The sequence below is a fragment of the Amycolatopsis sp. NPDC004747 genome, from assembly GCF_053601335.1.
The window spans coordinates 206,173-223,464 of record NZ_JBSGBQ010000007.1; the positions used below are offsets into that span (position 1 = coordinate 206,173).

At 73.7% G+C, this 17,292-nt stretch carries 15 protein-coding genes; 10 read left to right on the plus strand and 5 right to left on the minus strand.

Translation table 11 applies throughout. From position 1 onward, the window contains the following. Positions 1-31: 31 nt before the first annotated feature. Positions 32-688: a DUF3159 domain-containing protein gene (locus tag ACWEGE_RS13885; RefSeq protein ID WP_449660796.1), complete on the minus strand. Its 657-nt coding sequence runs from the start codon at positions 686-688 to the stop codon at positions 32-34. Next, positions 685-1,809, minus strand: a complete 1,125-nt coding sequence (locus tag ACWEGE_RS13890; protein WP_449660797.1) for an FAD-dependent oxidoreductase — start codon at positions 1,807-1,809, stop codon at positions 685-687. Before ACWEGE_RS13890 ends, ACWEGE_RS13885 begins: the two co-directional genes overlap by 4 nt. 101 nt (positions 1,810-1,910) lie before the next feature. Between ACWEGE_RS13890 and ACWEGE_RS13895 the strand changes: the two genes are divergently transcribed. Further along, positions 1,911-2,519, plus strand: coding sequence for a TetR/AcrR family transcriptional regulator (locus tag ACWEGE_RS13895; RefSeq protein WP_449660798.1), 609 nt, complete (start codon positions 1,911-1,913; stop codon positions 2,517-2,519). Positions 2,520-2,522: 3 nt separating this feature from the next. Here the strand turns inward: ACWEGE_RS13895 and ACWEGE_RS13900 are convergent, their stop codons facing one another. Continuing rightward, a complete protein-coding gene (locus ACWEGE_RS13900) occupies positions 2,523-3,743 on the minus strand; it encodes an MFS transporter (protein ID WP_449660799.1) in 1,221 nt (406 codons plus the stop codon). Between the two features lie 96 nt (positions 3,744-3,839). Next, positions 3,840-4,763: a LysR family transcriptional regulator gene (locus ACWEGE_RS13905; protein WP_449660800.1), complete on the minus strand. Its 924-nt coding sequence runs from the start codon at positions 4,761-4,763 to the stop codon at positions 3,840-3,842. Between the two features lie 85 nt (positions 4,764-4,848). Between ACWEGE_RS13905 and ACWEGE_RS13910 the strand changes: the two genes are divergently transcribed. Genes ACWEGE_RS13910 through ACWEGE_RS13935 form a run of 6 tightly spaced genes read left to right on the plus strand, consistent with a single transcriptional unit; the run spans position 4,849 to position 10,689 of the window. After that, entirely contained in the window at positions 4,849-5,811 is a 963-nt protein-coding gene (locus ACWEGE_RS13910) for a cyclase family protein (RefSeq protein ID WP_449660801.1), read from the plus strand. 26 nt (positions 5,812-5,837) lie between these two features. Then, positions 5,838-6,968 carry an FAD-dependent oxidoreductase gene (locus ACWEGE_RS13915; protein WP_449660802.1) on the plus strand — a complete coding sequence of 377 codons (1,131 nt, stop codon included), beginning with the start codon at positions 5,838-5,840 and terminating at the stop codon, positions 6,966-6,968. A 20-nt stretch (positions 6,969-6,988) separates the two neighbouring features. After that, positions 6,989-7,915, plus strand: coding sequence for a VOC family protein (locus tag ACWEGE_RS13920; protein ID WP_449660803.1), 927 nt, complete (start codon positions 6,989-6,991; stop codon positions 7,913-7,915). Beyond that, positions 7,915-8,802 carry a fumarylacetoacetate hydrolase family protein gene (locus tag ACWEGE_RS13925; RefSeq protein ID WP_449660804.1) on the plus strand — a complete coding sequence of 296 codons (888 nt, stop codon included), beginning with the start codon at positions 7,915-7,917 and terminating at the stop codon, positions 8,800-8,802. Before ACWEGE_RS13920 ends, ACWEGE_RS13925 begins: the two co-directional genes overlap by 1 nt. Continuing rightward, entirely contained in the window at positions 8,799-9,521 is a 723-nt protein-coding gene (locus ACWEGE_RS13930) for an SDR family NAD(P)-dependent oxidoreductase (RefSeq protein WP_449660805.1), read from the plus strand. Before ACWEGE_RS13925 ends, ACWEGE_RS13930 begins: the two co-directional genes overlap by 4 nt. Positions 9,522-9,531: 10 nt before the next feature. Next, positions 9,532-10,689, plus strand: coding sequence for an alpha/beta hydrolase family protein (locus tag ACWEGE_RS13935; protein WP_449660806.1), 1,158 nt, complete (start codon positions 9,532-9,534; stop codon positions 10,687-10,689). Here the strand turns inward: ACWEGE_RS13935 and ACWEGE_RS13940 are convergent. Beyond that, positions 10,672-11,796 carry a pentapeptide repeat-containing protein gene (locus tag ACWEGE_RS13940; RefSeq protein ID WP_449660807.1) on the minus strand — a complete coding sequence of 375 codons (1,125 nt, stop codon included), beginning with the start codon at positions 11,794-11,796 and terminating at the stop codon, positions 10,672-10,674. The two genes, ACWEGE_RS13935 and ACWEGE_RS13940, sit on opposite strands and share 18 nt — an antisense overlap. A 164-nt stretch (positions 11,797-11,960) precedes the next feature. Here ACWEGE_RS13940 and ACWEGE_RS13945 point away from each other — a divergent pair, with 164 nt between their 5' ends. The 3 genes from ACWEGE_RS13945 (at position 11,961) to ACWEGE_RS13955 (ending at position 17,290) form a co-directional block, all read left to right on the plus strand. Then, positions 11,961-13,004 (plus strand): prolipoprotein diacylglyceryl transferase family protein, encoded by a 1,044-nt coding sequence (locus ACWEGE_RS13945; protein WP_449660808.1) that lies wholly within the window; start codon positions 11,961-11,963, stop codon positions 13,002-13,004. Further along, positions 13,001-14,773, plus strand: coding sequence for an eCIS core domain-containing protein (locus ACWEGE_RS13950; protein WP_449660809.1), 1,773 nt, complete (start codon positions 13,001-13,003; stop codon positions 14,771-14,773). The genes ACWEGE_RS13945 and ACWEGE_RS13950 overlap by 4 nt, the downstream gene beginning before the upstream one ends. 99 nt (positions 14,774-14,872) lie before the next feature. After that, a complete protein-coding gene (locus tag ACWEGE_RS13955; RefSeq protein WP_449660810.1) occupies positions 14,873-17,290 on the plus strand; it encodes an NACHT domain-containing protein in 2,418 nt (805 codons plus the stop codon). The last annotated feature ends 2 nt before the right edge of the window (positions 17,291-17,292 follow it).

Below are 17,292 nucleotides of genomic sequence, written 5' to 3' on the forward strand. Positions count from 1 at the left end.
CCGCTCGGCGCGGGCGCCACCGCCCTGCTGTTCAGGTGGCATCACGGCGCGAAGCCGGACGTGCAGGGGAAGACGTGGCGACCGAATCCGTGCGGAGGATCCGCCAGCACAGGTACAGACAGAGCCCTGCCGAGGGCGCGCCTCCCAGCAGGGTGGCGGCGATGGCGAGTGCGGTGGTCTGCCCGGCCAGGTACAGCGGCAGCTGCACCGCCGTCGCGAGGGTGCACTTCACCACGAACACCGCCGTGCAGAGCCGGTAGCGCCGCCAGGCCGCCGGATCGTGGCGGCGGCCGAGCCGCTCGCGGCGCAGCACCCCCAGCACCACCCCGACCGCCGGCCACCCCACCAGCAGGGAAAGCAGGAACACCGCCCCTTCCGCGGCCTGGGTGACCACGGCCGGGAGATAGAAGTCGATCGCCTGGCCGGTGGCCCCGGCCAGCAGCGCCGAGGCGCCGACGATGGCCAGCCCGATCGCCGCCGGCCAGTAGCGCCGGTCGGTCCACGCCCGCACGACCGCGAGCACCGCCACGCCGCCGACCGCGATCAGCGCGGCCGTCCACACCCGGCCGGTCAGCAGGTAGGCGATCAGGAACACCACGCGGGAGGCGACGGCCTCGGCGACCGTGCGCCAGCCGCCCACCGCGTCGAACAACGACAGGGATTTCCGCGTCAGCACGTCGAGGCTCATGCGCCGGCCTTCGCCGCGACGGGCGGGAAGCTGGTGCGCCGCATCGTGTCCTCGTAGGCGCCGATCGCCTCGAGCAGGGGACGCCGGCCGCGGTCCGCCTCGACGAGGGCCTCGCCGAGGCGGTGCGCGTCCCGCATCGCCAGGTTGCCGCCGAAGCCCGGGGCCAGGTGGATGGCGTCGCCGATGAGCGTGACCGGACCGGCGGGCCAGGCGGGCACCGGCGGGATCGTCCCGATCCGGAGCGCGGCCGTGACAGCCGGCCACGCGCCGGCGACGATCGGCCGCAACACCGGGTGCAGGTCCGTGGCCAGGTCCTGGTGCCACCCCGTGGCCGGCGAGCCGAGCTCCCGCGGGCCGGGCACGGCCCACATGACGTAGTCCTCGACGCCGGCGACGGCGTGGGAACTCAACGCGGGCAACAACTCCTCCCGCGCGGTCGACGGCCGCCGGGTGAACCGCAGCACGCCCAGCACCGTCGTCGTGCCGCCCACCCGCACGACGGCCGGGCTGTCGCCGATCAGCGCCGGCACCCCGGTGGCGAGCACCGCACTCAGCGGCGTCGCGCCCATGATCATGCGCCGTCCCGTGTCGGCCACCCGCACGTCCGGCAGGTACCGGCGGCGCACCGCCGAGCCGACGCCGTCCGCGCCGACCAGGACGTCCGCGATGTCCGCGCCGCCGTCGGCGAAGTGCACCCGGACCGTGCCGTCGCTGCGCCGCTCGAACCCGGTGAACTCCTTCCCGAACCGCACCACGTCGGCCAAGCCCGTCAGCAACACCGCCCGGAGCAACGGCCGGTGCACCTGCCGGCCCGGCCGCGCCCGCCCGGCCTCGCCGTCGGCGGGCTGCGAGCCCACGGCGGTGAGCTCCCCCGCCACCTCCGTCAGCGTCAGCGTCCGCTCGCGCGGCCCGCCCGTGGTGGCCTCGACCATCGCGACGTGCGCCGGCGGCAGGCACGCTCGCAGCGCCGTCAGGCCGCGATCGTCGAGGTGCAGGCTCACCCCCTGCGGGCGGCCCTCCACGGCATCCCGCTCGTACACCGCGACATCGATCCCGGACCGGCGGAGCAGGTGCGCCAGCGTCAGCCCGCCGAGGCCGGCACCGATCACGACCACCCTCATCTCGGCTTCCCTTTCTTCACCACTCGATGAAGAACACGCTACGGCGGTTCCGCGCGAAACTCCACCGACTGGTGAAGAAAGAGTGCTAGGCTGCGGTGGTCATGACAGGAGAAGGCACCAACGCCCGCCCCGGACGCTGGCGGTCCGGCGCGGAAAGCAAGCAGCGGATCCTCCAGGCCGCGCGCGAACTTTTCGGCCGGCACGGCTACGGCGCCACGACCGTGCGCACGATCGCCGCCGCGGCGGAGGTCGACCCGGCGATGGTGTTCTACTTCTTCGGCACCAAGCAGGGCCTGTTCGGCGCCGCCGTGGAGATGTCCGGCAACGTTCCCCCGGCCATCGAGTCGATCTTCGCCGGCGGCCTCGACACGATCGGCGAGCGCATCGTCCGGACCCTGGTGGAGAACATCGAAAAGTCCGGCCGCACGCCGCTGGTGATGCTGACCAGATCGGCCCCGACCGACACCCGGTCCGAAGAGCTGCTGCGCGAGTTCATCGACCGCGAGATCACCGACCGCCTCGCCGCGATGCTCGGCACGCCGGACGCCGCGCTGCGGGCCGCGATGGTCAACGCCCAGATCCTCGGCCTGACGGTGGCGCGGTACATCATGAAGATCGAACCGATCGCGTCGGCGTCGGTCGACGAACTGGCCGGCCGGTTCGGTCCCCTGGTGCAGTTCTGCCTGACCGGCCCCGCGACCTCGTCGTGAGCCTCAGCCTTCGGTGACGTCGAGCCGCTGGTTGTTCCGCCGCAGCAGCAACCCGGTCAGGACGCCGGCGACGGCGGACGCGATGCCGAGGACGGCGAGCGCGCCTCGGAGCCCGCCGGTGCCGGTGCCGATGGCGGCGAGGGCGAGCGGGCACACGAACTCGCCGAGGAACAGCGAGCCGGTCCACAGGCCGGTGCCGCGGCCTCGCTGGTCGAAGGTGAGCCGGTTGACCGCCCACGCCAGCAGGGTCGGCAGCAGCATGCCGGTGCCGAAGCCGGTGAAGACCGCGCCGGCGGTGATGACGACCGGTGAGGCCGTGGCGAACACCAGGAGGAGGCCCACGGCGGCGAGCCCGAACTCGACCGGCAGCAGCACGCGCGGCGTCCTGCCGGACAGGCGGCTGAACGCGATCGCGCCCGCGGCCGTCGCGAGGGACATGATCGCGGAGATCGCGCCGATGGTCCCGGTGGCCGTCACGCCGACGCCGGTGAGCACAAAGGACAGTTCGACGATCAGGGCGTAGAAGACGATACCGCCGAACAGGCTGACCAGGCAGGGCGCGACCAGCCGGCGCCAGGGCACCTTCGCCGGGCGCGTGGCGGAACGGCCTTGCGGCTGCCAGAGTTTCCGCGCCATGGGGATCGCCAGCGGGGCGGCGACGGCGTACAGCCAGAACGGCGTGCGCCAGCCCGACGCGCCGAGAAGGCCGCCGAGCGCGAGGAAGGCGGTGGCCGACAGGGTGGCCACCAGGGTCTGCAGGCCGAGGTAGCGCGCCCGGCGCGCGCCGGACCAGTAGTCACCGATGAGGGTGGTGCAGCAGGTCATGATCGCGCCCTCGCACAGCCCGACGAGCACGCGGCTGGCGAGGATCGTGCCGAGCGAGTCCAAATAGAGCGGAGCCGTCCCGAACACGGCGTAGGCCAGCATGGCCAGCAGCAGCAACCGTTTCCGGTCGATCCGGTCGGCGACGACGCCGGCGAACGGCGCGGTCAGCCCGATCAGCAGCGCCGGCGCGGTCAGCACGATCGGGACGAGGACGCCGGCGCCGGGCGTGTCCGCGAACGCCTGGGAAAGCTGCGGCAGCACGGGGGCAATGAGCACGGCGCCGAGCACCGACAGGCAGCTTCCCGCGAGCAGCAGGGAAAGCTGGACCGGTCCGGCGGTCGCCCCTTGGCCGGCGGACGAGATGGCTGGTGACCGGTTCACGGCCGGGCTTTCGGGCATTTCGGCACCTGAGTTCCGTCGTTGGGTCAGGGAAGGTGCCGAAAGTGTGAGTTCCGCGGTGGGCGCAGCGGAAATCACTTCTGGTGAACCGCGGTATCAGCGCGATGGATGCTCGGCGACGCCGGCCGCGATCCGCGCCAGCAGGTCGCGGAGGTACTGGTGTTCCGGATCGTGTTCGTACATCGGGTGCCACCAGACCGCCTCGACCAGCGGCCCGGCTTCGAACGGGCAGGGCAGCGCGCGCACGTTCGTGTCGGCCGGGATGCGCTCGGCGAGCCGCCGCTGCAGCAACGCCACCCGGCCGGTGCCGGCCACCAGGCCCGGCACGGTCAGGAAGTTCTCCGTGACGACCTGGACGCGCGGTTCGATGCCGAGGATCCGCATCTGCAGCGCGGCCGGGGTCGACGCGGTGGGCCCGTGGTAGGAGACCACCCACGGCATGGTCTGCAGCTGCTCGACCGTCAGGCCGGTTTCCACCGCCGGGTGACCGGCGTCGACCAGGCAGACCCAGTCGTCGCGGTGGAGGTCCCGGTGCGGCAGGCCGTGGAGGAAACCGTGCGGCAGCACCAGCAGGTCGATGCCGGTGAGGGACTGGCGGGCGTTGTCGACGATCGCCGGGGTGTTGGCGATGAACCGCACGCGGGCGCCGGGTGCCTCGAGGTCGAGGGCGGCGGCGAGCGGGGCGCCGAGGACCGCGACGCCGTAGTCGCTCATGGCGAGGGAGAACTCCCGGACGGTGGTCGCCGGGTCGAAGTCCGGCTCGGCGGCGAACACGCGCTCGACGCCGTTCACCGCGGTGCGCACCCGGCCGCGCAGCTGGACGGCCAGCGGCGTGAGGCGGTACTGGTTGCCGAAGCGGGCCAGCAGTTCGTCACCGAAGTGCCTTCGCAGCCTGGCCAGCTGGGCCGACACCGCGGGCTGGCTGAGGCCGACCTGCTCGGCCGCGCGGCTCACGCTGCGGTGTTCGAGCAGCGCGTCGAGCGTCACGAGCAGGTTCAGGTCCAGGCTCGCCAGGTTCACCACCTCAGGTTATCCACCGGCTGGATAGCGCGCATCAACTATTTCGTCTTCCCTGATTCGCCCGGACTGGCGCACCGTGAGCGGCATGGACCGCACCGATCCCGAAGCCGCGATCGCCGCCGCCGCCAAGCGCTGTTCCAACTGGGGCCGCTGGGGTGCCGACGACGTCCTCGGCACCCTGAACTTCCTCGACGACGCCAAGCGCTCCGAAGGCGCGGCCCTGGTCCGCCGCGGGGTGAGCTTCTCGCTGGCGCAGCGCTTCGACGCCGACGGCCCGCAGAAAGGCTGGCGCCGCCGCACGAACCCGGTGCACACCATGCTGGACACCGGTCTGGACGCCGAGCGCGGCACCCAGGGCTTCCCGCACGGCATCGGCGGCGCCGACGACGTCGTGTTCATGCCGCTGCAGGCGTCGACGCAGTGGGACGGGCTCGGGCACATCTTCGACCACGGCGTGGCGTGGAACGGCCGCCGGGCCGGCGACGTCGTGACCAGCGAAGGCGACCGCGTCACCGGCATCGAGACCGCGTCGGGCCGGATCGCCGGGCGCGGGGTCCTGCTCGACGCCGGCCGCGCGCTCGGCACGGACGGCGAACTGCCGGACGGGTTCGCCATCACCGTGGCGCACCTCGAGGAAACGATGGCCGCGCAAGGGGAAACCGCCCGCGTCGGCCGCGGCGACGTGCTCCTGGTGCGGACCGGGCGGCTCTCCCGCGCCCGGCGCGAGGGGTGGGGCGACTACGCGGGCGGGCCCGCCCCCGGGCTGTCGTTCACCACCGCGGAGTGGCTGCACGACACCGAAATCGCCGCCATCGCCACCGACACCTGGGGCTTCGAGGTCCGGCCCAACGAGTTCGACGAAGCGTTCCAGCCGCTGCACCAGGTCGCCATCCCGCACATCGGGCTGTACCTCGGCGAGATGTGGGACCTCGACGCACTGGCCGCGGACTGCGCCGCCGACGGGCGGTACGAGTTCTGGCTGACCGCCGACCCGCTGCCGGTGACCGGCGCGGTCGGTGCGCCGGTCGCGCCCATCGCCGTCAAGTAGCTCCCGGACCGGACGAAGGAGTCCCCATGCCCGCCGTGCACACCGTCCTCGTGGTCGGCAGCGGTCTCGCCGGCACCGCCGCCGCGATCCACCTCGCCGACCACGGCGTCGCCGTCGACCTGATCGAGCTCAAGCCGGACATCGCCGCCGTCGGTTCCGGGATCACCCTGCAGGGCAACGCCTTGCGCGAGCTGCGCAAGCTCGGTCTCTGGGAGGCCGTGCAGGCGCGGGGGTACAGCTTCGACAGCCTCGGCCTGCGTGCTCCCGACCCCGCCGGGACGCTGCTCGCCGAGTTCCCCGACGTCCGGACCGGTGGCCCCGACCTGCCGGCCACGCTGGGGATGCCCCGGCCGGACCTGGCGCGGCTCCTGCACGAGCGCGCCGGTTCGGCCGGGGTCAAGGTCCGTTTCGGGCGCACCGTGGCCGCGCTGGCCCAGGACGCGAGCGGCGTCGACGTCACCTTCTCCGACGGCACGACCGGCCGCTACGACCTCGTCGTCGGCGCCGACGGGATCCGCTCGGCGGTCCGCCGCCTGCTCGGCATCGAGCCGGGGATCCGCGCCACGGGCATGGGCATCTGGCGCGCGTTCGGCCCGCGGCCGGCGTCGGTGACCCGGACCGACCTGTTCTACGGCGGGCCGTCCTACATCGCCGGCTACTGCCCGACCAGCCAGGACACGCTCTACGCCTACGTCGTCGAGGCCGCGCAGGACCGCAGCGGCCTGTCCCCCGCCGAACGGCTCGCGACCATGCGCGAGCTCGCTTCGGCCTACCACGGCCCCTGGGACGACGTCCGGGCCACGCTCACGGATGCGTCCCGGGTCAACTACACCTTGTTCGAGACCCACGTCCTGCCGGCGCCGTGGCACCGCGGGCGCGTGGTGCTGATCGGCGACGCCGCCCACTCCTGCCCGCCCACCCTGGCCCAGGGTGGCGCCCAGGCCCTCGAAGACGCCGGCGTGCTGACCGGATTGCTGCTGGCGTCGGAAACCCTCAACGACCGCCTCTGGGCCGAGTTCGCCGGCCGCCGCTGCGCGCGAGCGGCGACGGTGGTCGAGGCGTCCGTCCAGCTCGGACAGTGGCTTTTGGACCGGGAGCAGGGCGACGTGCCCGGGCTGATCGGCCGGATCGCCGCCCTCGTCGCCGAGCCCGCCTGAACCCCCACGAGGAGAACGAGATGATCACCCACCTGCGGCACGTCGACCTCGCCGTGCCGGACCTGGCCCGCCAGCGGGACTTCTACACCGGCGCCTGGGGCCTCAAGACCGAGCACACCGACACCGGTGTCGCGTTCCTCGCCGCGGAGGGCTCGCCCGAGCAGTACGTGGTGCGGCTGCGCCAGGCCGACGACAAGCGGATCGACCTGATCGCCTTCGGCGTCGCCACACCGTCCGATGTGGACACACTGGCCGCCCGCCTGGCCACCGCGGGCGTCACCCTCGTCCACGAGCCGCGGGCCCTGCACACCCCGGGCGGCGGCTACGGGTTCCGGTTCTTCGACAACGAGGGCCGCACCATCGAGATCAGCGCCGACGTCACCGTCCGGAACCACCGCCGGATCGAGGCCGGCGAGGCGGTCCCGGTCCGCCTGTCGCACGTGGTGATCAACTCGGCGAACCCGGAGGCGACCCGGGCGTTCTACGAGAAGCACCTCGGGTTCCGGCTGTCGGACATCCTGATGCACCCCCGGATGGGGGAGATGATGTGGTTCCTGCGCGTGAACTCCTGGCACCACAGCATGGCCATCGCCCGCTGCCCGCACCCGTCGCTGCACCACGTGTCGTTCGAGATGCGCGGGCTGGACGAGTACATGCGCGGCACCGGACGGCTCCTGCGCGCGGGCGTCGAGAAGATCTGGGGCCCCGGACGGCACCTGGCGGGCAACAACACCTTCAGCTACTTCCTCGACCCGCACGGCAACACGGTGGAGTACACCACCGAGCTGGAGCTGGTCGACGAGGACACCTGGCATCCGCACCTCTACGACTTCAGCGACCCCGAAGTGTCCGACCAGTGGGGCACGGCGAACGCAATGAACGAGTTCGTCGCGCGGAAGTCCTTCAACGACCCCGACAAGGGCCTGTTCGTGGCCCCGCCGGTCTGATGCGCTTCGCCACCTACGAGCACGGCGGAACCGTGCACGCGGGCGTCGTCACCGGCGACGGCGTCCGCGCGTTCCCGGCCGGGGTGACCGTGCTGGACGTGGTCCGCGGCGCACCCGCCGTCCCCGGCGGACCCTCGGTCCCGCTGGCCGAGGTGCGGCTGCTGCCGCCGCTCGATCCGCCGAGCGTCCGGGACTTCGTGGCGTTCGAGGAACACGTCGAAGGCATGGTCGCCCCGGGGTCCGTACCGCCGGAGTGGTACGAGGCGCCGACGTTCTACTTCACCAATCCCTGCGCGCTGGTCGGCGCGCACGACGACGTGCCGATCCCGCCGGGTTCGCGGCTGTTCGACTTCGAGCTCGAGGTCGCCGCCGTTACGGGCCCCGACGGGATCTTCGGCTACACGATCCTCAACGACTGGTCCGCTCGCGACCTGCAGCGCCGCGAGATGAAGGTGAACCTCGGGCCTGCCAAGGGCAAGGACTCCGCCACGACGCTCGGGCCCTGGCTCGTCACGGCCGACGAACTCGAGCCGTACCGCGACGCGGACGGCTTCCTGGCCCTCGACATGCGAGTCGCGGTCAACGACGTCGGAGTGGGGCAGGACCTGCTGTCCAACATGGGCTGGCCGTTCGAGGAACTGGCCGCCTACGCCGGCCGGGGGACGCGGCTGCGCGCGGGGGACGTCCTGGGGTCCGGGACCTGCGGCAACGGCGGTTGCCTGGCCGAGCTGTGGGGCCGCGGCGGCACGCAGGAGCCGCTGCGGCCCGGTGACGTCGTGGAGATGTCGGTCGAAGGCCTCGGGACGATCCGCAACACCGTCGTCGCCGGGGTCGAGCTGCCGCCGGTCCGCCCGGCGCGGCCCCGGCCCCGACGGCGGTCGCGGTGACCGGCAAGGTCGTGGTCGTCACCGGCGCGGCGCAGGGCATCGGCGCGGCGACCGCACGGCTGCTGGCCGAGGAAGGCGCGCGCGTGATCGGGGTCGACCGCGCCGAGGACCCCGGACTGCCCGGCGTCGAGCACCGCCGGTTCGACGTCACCGACGACGCCGGCTGGGCCGGGCTCGCCGCGGGCCTCGAGCGGGTCGACGGGCTCGTCGCGGCGGCTGGTGTCACCTGGCGGGCGCGGCTCGGCGACCTGGACGCGGCCGACCTGGCGCGCGTGCAGGAGGTCAACGTCGGCGGCGTCCTGCGGGCCGTACGGGCGGTGGTGCCGCTGATGCCCTCCGGCGGGTCGATCGTCGTGACCGGCTCGGCCGCGGCGCTGACCGGGCACTACCCGCTCGCCTACACCGCGAGCAAGTGGGCGCTGCGCGGCTTCGTCAAGGCCGCCTGCCTGGAGCTGGGCGGCCGGGGCATCCGCGTCAACGCCGTGCACCCGGGCTACATCGAAACCCCGATGACCGCCTCGGCGCCGCCCGGCTTCCGGGCCGCGAACGTCGCCGAAACCCCGCTCGGCCGCACCGGAACCGCCGAAGAGGTCGCCGCGCTCGTCGCGTTCTTGATCGGCGACGCGGCCTCCTACGTCTCCGGCGCCGAGATCCCCGTCGACGGCGGCATGACCGCGCACGGCGGCGTCAAGTCGATCAGCGAAGCCGCTCTGACCTGAGAGGAACCCCGTGTTCGAATACTTCCCCGGCAACTACGTGTGGAACCTCGGCGTGGTCGCCGCGCTCAACAGCGGCGGCCTGATCGACGAGGTGGACCGCGCCTGCCGGCCGATCCGCGAAGCCGCGGCCCAGAGCTCGGACGCCGGAACGCCGGACTTCCTGCGCGCCTGGACGGCGTTGACCGACCAGCTCGTCACCCAGGCCGAGCAGGCCGAAAAGGCCGGGCACACCCGCACGGCGGGCGAACTGTACTTCCGGGCCACGAACTACCTTTGCCAGGCCGAGCGCATGCTCGCCCACTCCGACCCGAACCGGCTGCCGGCCTACCGGCGGGTGCTCGAGCTCGCGCGGAAGTCCTTCGACCTGCGCGACTCCCGGATCTCCCGGGTGGCGATCCCGTACGAAGGCACGACCCTGCCGGCCTACCTCTCCCTCGCCCCGGCCACCGACACCGGGCCGGCGCCGGTGATCGTCCTGGTCAACGGGCTGGACTCGACCAAGGAGCACATGTACACCTCGTCGCACTGGCGGGAGCTGGCCGACCGGGGCATCTCGTGCCTGATGCTCGACCAGCCCGGCACCGGCGAAGCCCTGCGCCTGCAGGGGCTCACCGCCCGCATCGACGCCGAAGCCTGGGCGGGCGCGGCCGTGGACTGGCTCGAAACCCGGTCCGAAGTGGACACCGGCCGGATCGGGATCGTCGGCTGGTCCCTCGGCGGCTACTACGCACCCCGCGCCGCGGCGTTCGAGAAGCGGTTCGCGCTCTGCGTCGCCTGGGGCGCCAACCACAACTGGGGCGCGGTGCAGCGCCGCCGCCTCGAACGCGAAGGCGAGCGGCCCGTCCCGCACTACTGGGAGCACGTGCTGTGGGTGTGGGGCCACGACGACCTGGACGCGTTCATCGCCTTCGCCGACGACGTGCACCTCGACGGCGTGGTCGAGAAGATCACCGTGCCGTTCCTGATCGCGCACGGCGAGAACGACCGGCAGATCCCGCTGGCGTACGCCCACCGCTCCTACGACCAGGCCGTCAACGCACCGCGGCGCGAACTGCGGGTGTTCACGCCGGAGGAGGGCGCGACCGAGCACATCGGACTCGACCACCTGCCCCACGTGAGCACCTTCGTCGCCGACTGGGTGGCGGACACGTTAGGCGGGCGGTCCTGACCGGAACCCGACGCTGTCCGGAGGCCACTCGTCGGCCGCTCTGCCGTTGACGATTGCTCCTCGAAAGGACGTGCCGCTCCCGAAGCGAACCACGTTGAACGAGGCCTCGTCGATCCGCGCGCCCTCGAAGTGCGCGGTGCGGCGCACGGTGATGCCGTCGAAGATCACCCGGGCGAAGGTGGCGCCGGTGAACCACGCGGTGTCGGTGATGGTGGCACCGAAGAAGTTCGCGGTGCCGGTGAACGTCGCGCGCGTGCAGATGAGGGCGCGGGCACGGCACTGCACGAACGTGAAGTTGATCAGCGTGGCGCCGGTGAGGTCGAGGTCGAACGGGCCGGCCCAGAAGCCTTCGCGGTTCCCCTCGTGCAGGTGCTCGCAGACGATGCGCTGCGCGGTCAGCCGCACTTCGCGTTCCTGGGCTCGCTCCCGGCGGTCGGCTCGGTCCGCGTCGGTCGCGTCGTCGCCGAGCTCGGTGGGGAGTTCGTAGGGCATGCGCAGGTACGCGCAGAGGACGTTGACGATGCTCTGGCGCTGCCGGACGTTCCCGTGCGCCAGGCGTTCCAGGGCGTAGAGCCCGGCCAGCCGCACCGGGGCCTTGTCCGACCCGAGCTGGTCCGCGGCTTTGGTGTACAGCTCGGTCACGTTCTTCTCGGTCGCGTCGAACTCGGTGTGCCACTGGCGGCGCAGGGCGAGGGTGACGGCGAAGATCCCGGTCGCACCCGCGCCGATCCCCAGTCCGGTCTTGATCGCTTCGACCTGGGCCGCGGCGACGTCCTGGGCGGCGGCGGCCTTCGTCAGCAGGAGGCTGGTCGCGCCCCACGTCACCGCGATCACCACCACCGCGGCGGCGACGATGAGCCACCACTTCACCATCGGGGTGGTCGTCGGCCGGGGTTTGGCCCGGAGCGTCAGCCGTGCCCCGGCGAGGAGGCACAACCCCGCCGCGGCGAACAACGCCACCGGGATCGAGTGTGCTCTCGTCCAGCGTCCCAGTGCCGGCCAGTCGACCCACTGCCACGCCACCGACGTCCCCAGCAGGAGCAGGAGCCCGCCGACCACCAGCACGCCGATCGCGTCGCGCCGGCCCGAGTCCGGCCACCTCTTCATGGCAGGTCAGTCGCGCGAGCGTCCCCCGCCGCTACCGAGGCCGGCCCGGACGCAGCCCCTGCCCCCACGGGCAGCGGATTCTGCCCCCGATGGCGTGCGCCCGCCTCTGGCCGCCCCCGGCGGGGGCGCCGACGGTTGAGGGACCGTGCCCCCGGGAGGTGCCCGTGACGTGGACCGTACCCGGACGATGGGCCCGCCGCGGTTTCCCGGTCACCGGCGCCGCCGGGCTGGTCCTCGCCCTTCCCCCGAGCCTGCTCCTGGCCCGCGCGACCGGCCTGCCCGTCGCCCTGGTGCCGGCCCTGGGCGCCGCCATGCTGCTCGCCTTCCTGGCCGTCGCGGCCGGGGCCGGGCTCGTCACCGGACGGACGCGGCTGGTCTGCCTGCACGGCGAGGCGGCGGCGTTCGCGGCCGCGGCCGGGCTGCTCCTCCTGCTGCACCGGCCGGTCCTGACGGGGCTCGGCGTGGCCGCCCCGGGCGTCGGGCTCTTCCTGGCCGCCGGGCGGATCGGCTGCCTGTCGGCGGGCTGCTGCCACGGCCGTCCGGCCCGGTGGGGCGTCCGGTACGGCGAGCGGCACGTGGCGGCCGGGCTGCCCGCCGAGTACGCCGGCGTGCCGCTGGTCCCGGTGGCCGCGGTCGAAGCGGTCGCGCTGGCCGCCGCGGCGGTGGTCGCGGCTCTGGTGACGGCGGGTGGCGGGCCGGGGTTCGGCTGGTACCTCGGGCTGCACCTGGCCGCCCGGTTCGGCCTGGAGTTCCTGCGCGGCGACGAGGCCCGGCCGGTGCTCGGCTGCCTGACCGAGGCTCAGTGGTCGGCCCTGGCCGGGACCGGGGTGCTGGTGTCGACCCCCGCCGCGCCGCCGCCCCGGGTGAGCGCCGTGCTCGTGGTGCTGCTGCTGGGCGGGGTCTGCGTCGCGGCCCGGCGGGCCGAAGCGACGCGGCTGTGCCACGACGGTCACCTGCGCCGCCTGGCCGGGCTGGTCCGGCGGGCCGGCGCGGCCCCCGGTGGCGCCGTGCTGATCGACGAAGACCGGGGCGTCCGGCTGTCGGCGTCCCACCGCCACTACGCCTTCTCCCGCCGCGGTGCGCCGCTGGGCCGGGCCGGCCTGGCCGCGCTCGGCCGGGTCGTCGCGGCGGCCGGACCGGCCGGGCACCCGCGGTGGCTGAGCTCGGCGAGCGGCGTGCACCACATGACGATCGGAGCGGGCCGATGACGGCACGGGAGCGGCGCCCGGCGCCGGACGGCGACGCGACGGCCGCCGCGCGCACCCCGGAACGCCGCGGTTCCTTGCCCGTGACCCTGCCGACCCACGGCGACGCGGGTTCCCGGGCCGCCCTCGTCTCGCAGCTGCAGCAGGCCGCGGGCAACGCCCGGGTCCAGCGGCTGCTGGCGAGCCGGGCGGCCGACGACGCGGGCGGGACCGGGGCCGGGTTGATCGTGCCGGACTCGGCGGCCGGCCTGGAGCCGGGGCAGATGCGACGCGGGCCGTTCCTGGCCGCGCTGCGCGGCGCGGCCGAGGAGGCGCTGGCCGGGGCCGATCCGGTCACCCAGGCCGACGCGCGTGCCCACTTCGCGGAAGTCTTCGGCGGCATCGAAACCCAGGACTGCCCCGGGCTGGAGCGCTCGCTGCGGGAGAACCTGCCCGGGGCGCAGATCACCGACGCCCACTCCTACGTGACGTCGGCGGCCGCGGCCGTGCGGGACCGGGTCGGCGGCTCCCCCGCACCGGCGCCGGGCGGGCTGATCGGCCGGCTGGTGTCGGCCGTCGGAAGCCTCGCCAGTGCCCTGTTCAAGGCCCGCGACGGCGCCGCAGGCGACCGTGACGTCCGGGTCGTGCGCGGCCGGCTCGGCGCCGGGCAGGCCCTCGACGGCGGGGTGCGGAGCGACCTGGAGTCCGCCTACGGGCGGGACTTCGGCGGGGCGCGGGTGCACACCGACGCCCGGGCCGGCGCGCTGGCCGAAGAGCTCGGCGCGCGGGCGTTCACGGTCGGCGAGGACATCGCGTTCGCCCCGGGCGAGTACCGGCCGGGCACCCTCGGCGGGGACGCGCTGATCGCGCACGAGCTGGCCCACGTCCAGCAGCAGCGGGATGGCGCCGGCGGAGAAGGCGTCGACGGGCTGGAAGAAGACGCCGACCGGGCCGCCGTCGGGGCCGTGGTGTCGCGCTGGTCGGGATCGGCTCAAGGGCTGAGTGACGGGCTGCTGCCCCGCTTGCGGGCGGGACTGCGGCTGCAGCGCTGCGCGGGCGCCCCGACCCGCCCGGCCGGGCCGCAGACCTCGGCCCAGCTCACCCCGGACCAATGGCGCGCGGCGGTCACCGCGGCCACGCACCTGCCGGCCGACCAGCGGGGCGCGGCCATGACCACGCTGGCCCAGCAGGCCCTCGGCGGGCTGGGCATCACCGTGCGCCAGGCCGGCACGGGCCACCCGAACCAGGTCCACCCGGACGACTACGCCGAGACGCCCACCCTCAACTTCGACCCCCGGCTCAACCTGAAGACCCGCTTCGGCCAGAGCGGCGGGGGCCGGCCGATCGGCGACAACGTGGGCTACAACTTCGTGGTCGGCGGCCAGCGGACGGGCATCCGGCGGTACGCGATCATCGGGCCCAGCTCGCTCAACCCCGACACCCCGTTGACCACCCAGCAGTACGCCCAGCACGAGCTGTCCCTCGTCGCGGCGACCCAGCCCGGTCCGGGGCAGGACGCCAACGCCCAAGAGCTGCGTCAGTGGACCGAGGACTTCCGCGGCTACTTCCACCAGTACGCCGCCCTGCCGATCCCCCAGCGGCCGCCCTGGGCCCCGCTGGCTGGCTACTACGAGCAGGCCGGCGCCGCCGACCGGCAGGCGGCCGTCCGGCGGCTCGTGGAGTACTACAACGGGCAGCCCGAGGCGGTCCAGCGGGCCATGCGCTCCTGGGCCCGGCGCCATCCCGGCACGCTCACCACCGACCTGACCGCCGCGCTGCCCACCGCCCCCTGAGCGGGAGTAACGACGCCGGTACTTCCGGCGACCACCAGTCATGGATCCCGTCACCCCGGGCTCGGCGAGAGACGCCGGCGGAACCACCCGCTGAGCCCCATGGCCGACTTCCAGCCGCGCGCCGACGGCAACGCCAGGCAGGTGAACATCGCCGGGGACAACTACGCCCCCATCGTCGTCGCCGGCCCGCTGCCGCTGCCCGCGACCACCCACCAGCTGCCTCCCGACATCCCGGACTTCACCGGGCGGGCCGGTCTCCTCGCCGAGCTCCAGCGGTTCCGGGACAAGCCGATCATCAACCTGTACGGCCCGCCGGGGGTCGGAAAATCGGCGTTGGCGGTCCACCTGGCGCACCGGATTTCGGGCCACCTCGAAACGGAACTGTATTTCGACTTCAGCGCGGCACCGGATCCCGAACCCCGCGCGGCGCTCGCCCAGTTCGTCGGCGCGCTCACGCCGGAGGAGTTCAACCCCTCCCACCCGGTCAACGAGCTCCAGGCCCGGTACCTGACCTCCACCCGGACCGGGCGGTGCCTGGTCCTGCTCGACAACGTCCGGGAAGCGGCTCAAGTACGCCCGCTGCTCCCCGGCAACCCGTCGTCGGTCGTCATCGTCACCAGCCGGGCGCAGCTGACCACCCTGGCCGGGGCCCACCCGCGGCGCGTGGAACTGCTCGACGAAGCGGAGTCGATCGCGCTCTTGGACACCGTCGCCGGAAGGCCGCCCGGCAGCGAACCGGCGGCCGCCGCCCTCGCCGCGCTGTGCGGCCGCCTGCCGCTGGCCATCCGGGTGGCCGGCGCCATCGCCAAGAAGCGGCCCTACCTCGGCTACGACCACCTGGCCGAATCCCTTCAGGACGAACGCACCCGGCTTTCGTCCCTCACCGAAGCCGACCTCGACGTCCGCAGCGCTTTCGAGCTCAGCTACCAGGCGCTGACCGCCCCGGCCCGGCTCGCGTTCCGGCGGGCCGCCCTCAGCCTCACCCCGGAGTTCTCCCTCGCCGACCTCGCCGCCCTGCTGGACGACGACCACACCGCCGTCGCGAAGGCCGCGTACGAACTGGCCGACGCCCAGCTCGCCGAGACGGCGGACGGCCGCTGGTTCCGCTACCACGACCTGATCGCCCTGTTCGCCCGCGAAAAAGCCAAGGCGGACAAGCCGAGCGACACGATCGACGCGACGGAACGCCTCGTCGGCCACCTCCTGGACGAATTCGTCACCGGCTACCGTGCGGCGGTCACTTCGACCCGCCGGCTGGCTCAGACGCGCTGGTTCGAAGGACTCGCCTTCAGCCAGGCCGCCGACTTTCCGGACGCGCCCTACGTGCCGCAACGCCTGTTCCGCGGCGACGTGCCCGCAACCTGGCAGGAGCAGCTTCGGTCCCGGGCCCGCGTGCTCGTGTTCGGCGATCCCGGCTCCGGGAAGACCATGCTGGCCGAGCGCATCTGCTTCGAGCTGGCGAAGGAGGACGCCGGCCGCCTGGCGCTCTCCGTCCCGATGCGGCACTACCGGGGCCAGGACGACCTGGTGGACCTGGTCACCGCCTCGGTCGGGCAGCGGTTCAACCTCCGCCTTCCCCGGCCGGTCCTCGAAGCCGTGTTCAGGCGGTACCGCACGGTCCTGGTCCTGGACAGCCTCGACGAACTGCCCCGCCCCGCTCGCTCCCGGGCCATCGCCGCCATCGAACGCTTCTGCGCGGACCACCCGTCGATCGCCGTGCTGGTGACCAGCCGGCCCGACGAGAAGCTGCGGCGGGACGGGATCGCGGAGTTCACGGAGTTCCGGATGGCACCGTTCACCGACGACGAAATCCGGGAGTTCTCGAAGGCGTGGCTCCGCGAGGCCGGGGCTCCCGGCCAGACCGTCTTCGAGCCGGCGGCGTCGCCACCCTGGGCCGCGAACCCCCTGCTGCTGAGCTGGGGCCTCACGCACTTCCTGCGCTTCGGCCGGATGTTCGAGAGCGAGCTGGACCTCCACGAGGCGACGTTCGACCTGACGATCGGCGCACGCGACGTCGGCCGTGGCATCACCCGGGCGAGCGTGCCGGGGTGGCAGCTGGCCAGATCGACGCTGTTCCTCGCCGCCTGGATGAAATCCGACCCGGACCGCACCGCCGGGGTGACGCGGAGCCGGCTCCTCGCCGCGTTGGGAACCGCGGCCGGAGGCTCCTCGCCGCCCGGGCTTCCGGACGAGCAGCTGGACGGAACCGTCACCGCGATCTACGAGTCCGGCGTGGCCCCCGACGGAGAGCCCTTGTACGCCGTCGTCCAGGACACCTTCGGCGAGTACCTCGCCGCCCGCTGGGTCTCCGAGGACGCCCGCGACGACGAAGACCTCGCCCGGCGGGTGGCCCGCATGATGGCCGTCGGCCGGTTCGACGAGGGCTGGCGGTACGTGCTCGAACTCGCCGAGCGGCGCGGGCGTCCCCGTGCGGACCTCCTGGTCCGGCTGCGCCGGGCCGCCGCCGAGCTCCCGGACCCCGTCGACCGCGCCCGCGTGGCCGGGATGGTGCGCTGAAG

What these genes read in the sequence shown, in the direction of transcription:
- ACWEGE_RS13940 (WP_449660807.1), bottom strand. Translation starts at nt 11,796, where the DNA reads ATGAAGAGGTGGCCGGACTCGGGCCGGCGCGACGCGATCGGCGTGCTG.
- ACWEGE_RS13895 (WP_449660798.1), top strand. Translation starts at nt 1,911, where the DNA reads ATGACAGGAGAAGGCACCAACGCCCGCCCCGGACGCTGGCGGTCCGGC.
- ACWEGE_RS13925 (WP_449660804.1), top strand. Translation starts at nt 7,915, where the DNA reads ATGCGCTTCGCCACCTACGAGCACGGCGGAACCGTGCACGCGGGCGTC.
- ACWEGE_RS13910 (WP_449660801.1), top strand. Translation starts at nt 4,849, where the DNA reads ATGGACCGCACCGATCCCGAAGCCGCGATCGCCGCCGCCGCCAAGCGC.
- ACWEGE_RS13890 (WP_449660797.1), bottom strand. Translation starts at nt 1,809, where the DNA reads ATGAGGGTGGTCGTGATCGGTGCCGGCCTCGGCGGGCTGACGCTGGCG.
- ACWEGE_RS13885 (WP_449660796.1), bottom strand. Translation starts at nt 688, where the DNA reads ATGAGCCTCGACGTGCTGACGCGGAAATCCCTGTCGTTGTTCGACGCG.
- ACWEGE_RS13950 (WP_449660809.1), top strand. Translation starts at nt 13,001, where the DNA reads ATGACGGCACGGGAGCGGCGCCCGGCGCCGGACGGCGACGCGACGGCC.
- ACWEGE_RS13915 (WP_449660802.1), top strand. Translation starts at nt 5,838, where the DNA reads ATGCCCGCCGTGCACACCGTCCTCGTGGTCGGCAGCGGTCTCGCCGGC.
- ACWEGE_RS13900 (WP_449660799.1), bottom strand. Translation starts at nt 3,743, where the DNA reads ATGCCCGAAAGCCCGGCCGTGAACCGGTCACCAGCCATCTCGTCCGCC.
- ACWEGE_RS13955 (WP_449660810.1), top strand. Translation starts at nt 14,873, where the DNA reads ATGGCCGACTTCCAGCCGCGCGCCGACGGCAACGCCAGGCAGGTGAAC.
- ACWEGE_RS13920 (WP_449660803.1), top strand. Translation starts at nt 6,989, where the DNA reads ATGATCACCCACCTGCGGCACGTCGACCTCGCCGTGCCGGACCTGGCC.